Genomic DNA, 4968 nt, shown 5'->3' with positions numbered 1-4968 from the left:
GCGAGGGCCGGCGCGTCGCGATAGTCTCCGGCGGCGAGCTCACGGTGACGGTGCACGGCCAGGGGCGCGGCGGCCCCAACCAGGAATATGCGCTGGCGCTGGCCGGCCTGCTCAGGGATACGCCCGATGTTTCCGCATTGGCAGGAGATACCGACGGCGCCGACGGCGGCGCCGGCTCCGCGACCGATCCGGCGGGGGCCGTGATCGATGCGGCGACGTTTGCGAAAATGACATCGCTCGGGCTCAACCCGAAAACCTATCTCGCCAACAACGACGCCTCCGCGTTCTTTGCCTTGACCGGCGATCTCCTGCAGACCGGCCCGACGCTGACCAATGTCAATGACATCCGGGTGATCCTGGTGGATTGATGTTGCACCAGTTGATCAGCGTCGACAGCCGTCATCACCCGCGCAGGCGGGTGATCCAGTATTCCAGAGACGGCGGAGATGAATCGAGAAGCCTCGGCGTCCTGGATCGCCCGGTCAAGCCTGGTCGAGCCGGGCGATGACGGCGGTTTGTTGTGGCGACGCCATGATTCCGGTCGGGGGCCGGTGGTTGTGGATTCCGCTTCTTACGTCGTGCGCGGAACGACACTTCCATCAAAACTCCTGCGCGATCGTGCTCAGCATCGCAAGCAGAGCTGCGCGGTTGGCGGGGCCGAGCAGCTCGTTCAGCCGCGCCTCGTGCTTGGTCGCGACCAGCTTCTTGGCCCGCGCCAGCACCGCGCGGCCCTTGTCGGTCAACTCGACGATGTGGGAGCGGCGGTCGTTGGTGGAGCGAATCCGCGCGCAGAGGTCGCGGCTCTCCAGGCCATCGAGCATCGCCACGAAATTCGGCCGCAGAATACCGAGCGTGGTGGCGATCTCGGTCTGGTTGCGGCCGGGATTCTTGTCGAGCAGAAGCAGCACCGAGAATTGCGCCGGGGTCAGCTGCAGCGGCGCGACGCAGCGCAAAAAATCCTCGAAAATCCGCAGCTGCGCCCGCTTCAGCGAGTAGCCGAGCAGCTCGGACAATTCGCCCATCTGCAGCGCGGCCGACTCGACGGCGACAGCCTTGTCGGCACCCTTGGCCGCCTCCTTGCGGAGCTTCCCGTTATCGGCCATAGCGGTCCTGGTCACACTCATCCGGACTGGCAGTCCCGCGACCGCGACAGCCGCGGCCGGCTTGAGATTATATTTGATAATTGTTATCCACCATATCAAATAACGGCGGCGCCATTCAACCGCCGTGGGACGGGCCGCCGGCCTCACGGCGTGTCGCGACCGGTCCGGTCTTTGAGGGGGAGCGTCCGCGCTTGAACACCACCATCATGCTGTTCCTGATCCAGGACGGCATCACCAATGGCGCGATCTACGCCCTGCTGGGGCTGGCGCTGGTGCTGGTATTCGCCGTGACGCGCGTGATCCTGATCCCGCAGGGCGAGTTCGTCACCTATGGCGCGCTGACCTATGCCTCGCTGTCCTCAGGGCAGATGCCGGGCACCGCGAAACTCGCGGTCGCGATGGGCGCCGCGGCGTTCGCCTTCGACCTGTTCGTGGCGCGCCGCGCGCTGCACCCACGGCGGATCGCCCGCGCCTTCGCGGTCGACATCGTGCTGCCCTGCATCGTTCTGGCGCTGACGCTCTCGCTGGCCGGCCGCCATCCGCCGGCCTCCCTCAGCATCACGCTGTCGCTCGCGATCGTGGCGATGATCGGGCTGTTTCTCTATCGGCTGGCATTTCAGCCGCTGGCGCACACCTCGGTGCTGGTGCTCCTGATCGCCTCCGTCGGCTGCCATCTGACACTGCAGGGCCTGGGGCTTCTGTTCTTCGGCGCCGAGGGGCAACGCGGCCCGGCCATCGCGGACACAGCGCTGACCATGGGCCCGCTGCGCTTCACCGGCCAGAGCCTTGCGGTCTATGCCATCACTGTCGCCTTCATCGCAGCGCTCTGGCTGTTCTTCGGGCTGTCGCTGTACGGCAAGGCGTTGCGCGCCACCGCCGTCAACCGGCTTGGCGCCCGGCTGGTCGGGATCCGCACCACGCTGTCGGGCCAGATCGCGTTCCTGCTCGCCTCGGTGATCGGCGCGCTGTCGGGCATCCTGATCGTGCCAATAACCACGCTGTACTACGACACCGGATTCCTGATCGGGCTGAAAGGTTTCATCGCCGCCATCATCGGCGGCCTCGTCAGCTATCCGCTGACCGCGATCGCGGCGCTGATGGTCGGCGTCGTCGAGGCCTTCTCATCGTTCTACGCCAGCAATTTCAAGGAGGTCATCGTCTTCACGCTGATCGTCCCGGTGCTGTTGCTGCGCTCGCTGGCCGCGCCTTCGGTCGAGGAAGAAAAGGACTGACGCGGTGACCGGGCACTTCCCCATGCTGCTGTTCGCGCTCGTGATGGCCGTGATCCCGTATCTGCCGGGCATGCCGCCGTTCTGGATCGTGCTGTTGGACAATATCGGCCTCTCGGCACTCGTGGCGATGGGGCTCGTGCTCCTGACCGGGGTCGGCGGCATGACCTCGTTCGGCCAGGCGGCGTTCTGCGGCTTCGGCGCCTACACCACCGCGCTGTTGAGCACGGCTTACGGCTTCTCGCCCTGGCTGACCCTGCCGCTGTCGCTCGTGGTCTCCGGCGCCGCCGCCGTCCTGCTCGGCCTCGTCACGGTGCGGCTCTCGGGCCACTATCTGCCGCTCGGCACCATCGCATGGGGCCTCGGCCTGTTCTATCTGTTCAGCAAGCTGGAATTGCTCGGCCGCAATGACGGCATCTCCGGCATTCCGCCGCTGTCGATCGGATCGCTCCGGATGAACGAGCCCGGCACCATCTATTACGCGATCTGGATCGCGGTGATTGTCTCGGCGCTGTTGACGATGAACCTGTTGGACTCCCGCACCGGCCGTGCCATCCGCGCGCTGCGGCGCGGGCACATCGCGGCGGAAGCCTTCGGTATCGAGACGCCGCGCACCAAGCTGCTGGTCTTCATCCATGCCGCGGTGCTGGCGGGATTGTCGGGCTGGCTTTACGCGCATTTCGAACGCGCCGTCAATCCGACGCCGTTCGGCGCAGAGGCCGGCATCGAATATCTGTTCATCGCGGTGGTCGGCGGCGCCGGCTATGTCTGGGGCGGCGTGCTCGGCGCCGCCATCGTCGTCGTGCTGAAGGAAATCCTGCAGAGCTATCTGCCGCTGCTGCTGCATGGCGAGGGCCAGCTCGAGACCATCGTGTTCGGCATCCTGCTGGTCGCCTTGCTGCAGCTAGCGCCGACCGGGGTCTGGCCGTGGCTGATGTCACGGCTGCCGTTCAAGCCGAAGCGCGCGCGCCTGGACATGACGCTGATGCTTCCCGCGCGGGCGCGGACGGCGGCCACGCCGAACGTGCTGCTGCACATCGACAATGCGCGAAAGCAGTTCGGCGGCGTGATTGCGGTCAACGACGTCTCCTTCGACGTTCAGACCCGCGAGATCGTGGCGCTGATCGGCCCGAACGGCGCCGGCAAGAGCACGACCTTCAACCTCATCACCGGCGTGCTGCCGGCGACCAGCGGCACCGTCTCGGTGCTCGGCAAGCCGATCCATCACGCGCCGCCGCAGGAGGTGGTGAAGCTCGGCATCTCCAGAACCTTTCAGCACGTCAAACTGGTGCCCGACATGAGCGTACTGGAGAACGTCGCGATCGGCGCGCATCTGCGCGGACGGGCCGGTGCGCTCGCCAGCATGTTCCGGCTCGATCGTTCTGACGAGGCCCGGCTGCTCGCGGAAGCGGCGCGCCAGATCAAACGGGTCGGCCTCGCCGACCAGATCGACCAGCCGGCCGGCTCGCTTTCGCTCGGCCAGCAGCGCATCGTCGAGATCGCGCGCGCGCTCTGCGTCGACCCGATGCTGCTGCTGCTCGACGAGCCGGCCGCAGGGCTGCGGCATCTGGAAAAGCAGCGACTGGCCACGCTGCTGCGACAATTGCGCGACGGCGGCATGTCGGTGCTGCTGGTCGAGCACGACATGGGTTTCGTGATGGATCTGGCCGACCGCGTCGTGGTGCTCGATTTCGGCACCAAGATCGCCGAAGGGCCGCCCGCGGCGATCAAGACCAATCCCGAGGTGATCAGGGCCTATCTCGGAGCGACCGCATGAGCGCGCTCCTGACCGTCTCGGACGTGCATGTCGCCTATGGCAAGGTCGAGGCGGTGCGCGCGGTGTCGCTTGACGTGGCCGACAACGAGATCGTCACCATCATTGGCGCCAACGGCGCCGGCAAGACCACGCTGCTGAACGCCGTCATGGGCATCCTGCCGCTGAAGGGCCGGGTCGCCTTTGCCGGCGAGGATCTCGGCCGCCTCGAGATCGAGGACCGCGTCGCCGCCGGCCTGAGCCTGGTGCCCGAGCATCGCGAATTGTTCGCCAGCATGAACATCGAGGACAATCTGCAGCTCGGCGCCTTCCGCGTCGGCAGGGCGCGGGCCGCGACCTCCTTCGAACGGGTCTACACGCTGTTTCCACGGCTGAAGGAGCGCCGCAAGCAGCTCGCCGGAACGCTATCTGGCGGCGAGCAGCAGATGCTGGCGATGGGCCGCGCGCTGATGGGCGCGCCGAAACTGCTGATGCTGGACGAGCCGAGCCTGGGGCTGGCCCCGATCATTGTCGCCGACATCTTCCGGACGGTCGGCGAACTGCGCAGGGCCGGCGTCTCGGTGCTGCTGGTCGAGCAGAATGCGCAGGCCGCGCTCGCCATCGCAGACCGCGCCTACGTCATGGAGCTCGGCGAATTCGTGCTGAGCGGCACGGCCAAGGACATCGCCGCCGACCAGCGCGTCGCCGCGAGCTATCTGGGCTTCACGCATGAGGACGAAAGCGCGGTTTGAGCCCTGCTCCTGGCTCCCTGCCCTCTGCCGTCGAGAAGCCGCTGCCCGATCGAAACACGTCCGCTGATGAGCGCTGCATGGGCGGGCTCACAACAGACAAAATTCCTGACCGCACGCACATCGCACCTTGG

5 protein-coding genes are annotated in these 4968 nt (G+C 66.6%); 4 read left to right on the top strand and 1 reads right to left on the bottom strand.

Features of this window, described 5'->3' with window-relative positions; genetic code table 11:
• Positions 1 to 368, top strand: a 368-nt coding sequence (locus tag WCB02_RS05120) for an MOFRL family protein (RefSeq protein ID WP_423956754.1), incomplete at its 5' end; no start/stop codon positions are given.
• 231 nt (positions 369 to 599) lie between these two features.
• Here the strand turns inward: WCB02_RS05120 and WCB02_RS05115 are convergent.
• Positions 600 to 1124, bottom strand: coding sequence for a MarR family winged helix-turn-helix transcriptional regulator (locus tag WCB02_RS05115; RefSeq protein WP_423956753.1), 525 nt, complete (start codon positions 1122 to 1124; stop codon positions 600 to 602).
• Positions 1125 to 1294: 170 nt separating this feature from the next.
• Between WCB02_RS05115 and WCB02_RS05110 the strand changes: the two genes are divergently transcribed.
• From WCB02_RS05110 to WCB02_RS05100, 3 genes are read left to right on the top strand one after another with little or no spacing between them, the layout of a single operon-like run.
• Positions 1295 to 2335: a branched-chain amino acid ABC transporter permease gene (locus WCB02_RS05110; RefSeq protein ID WP_423956752.1), complete on the top strand. Its 1041-nt coding sequence runs from the start codon at positions 1295 to 1297 to the stop codon at positions 2333 to 2335.
• A 22-nt stretch (positions 2336 to 2357) separates the two neighbouring features.
• A complete protein-coding gene (locus WCB02_RS05105; RefSeq protein ID WP_423956755.1) occupies positions 2358 to 4109 on the top strand; it encodes an ABC transporter permease subunit in 1752 nt (583 codons plus the stop codon).
• The gene (locus WCB02_RS05100) at positions 4106 to 4837 is read left to right on the top strand and encodes an ABC transporter ATP-binding protein (protein ID WP_423956751.1); all 732 of its coding nucleotides are present in this window, start codon (positions 4106 to 4108) and stop codon (positions 4835 to 4837) included. The genes WCB02_RS05105 and WCB02_RS05100 overlap by 4 nt, the downstream gene beginning before the upstream one ends.
• Positions 4838 to 4968 lie beyond the last annotated feature (131 nt).

Origin of the sequence: Bradyrhizobium sp. (assembly GCF_049581145.1) — a bacterium.
Classification (GTDB): Bacteria; Pseudomonadota; Alphaproteobacteria; order Rhizobiales; family Xanthobacteraceae; genus Bradyrhizobium.
The sequence above is the reverse complement of the archived record's forward strand: the minus strand, read 5'-3'. Positions and strand labels throughout refer to the sequence as shown.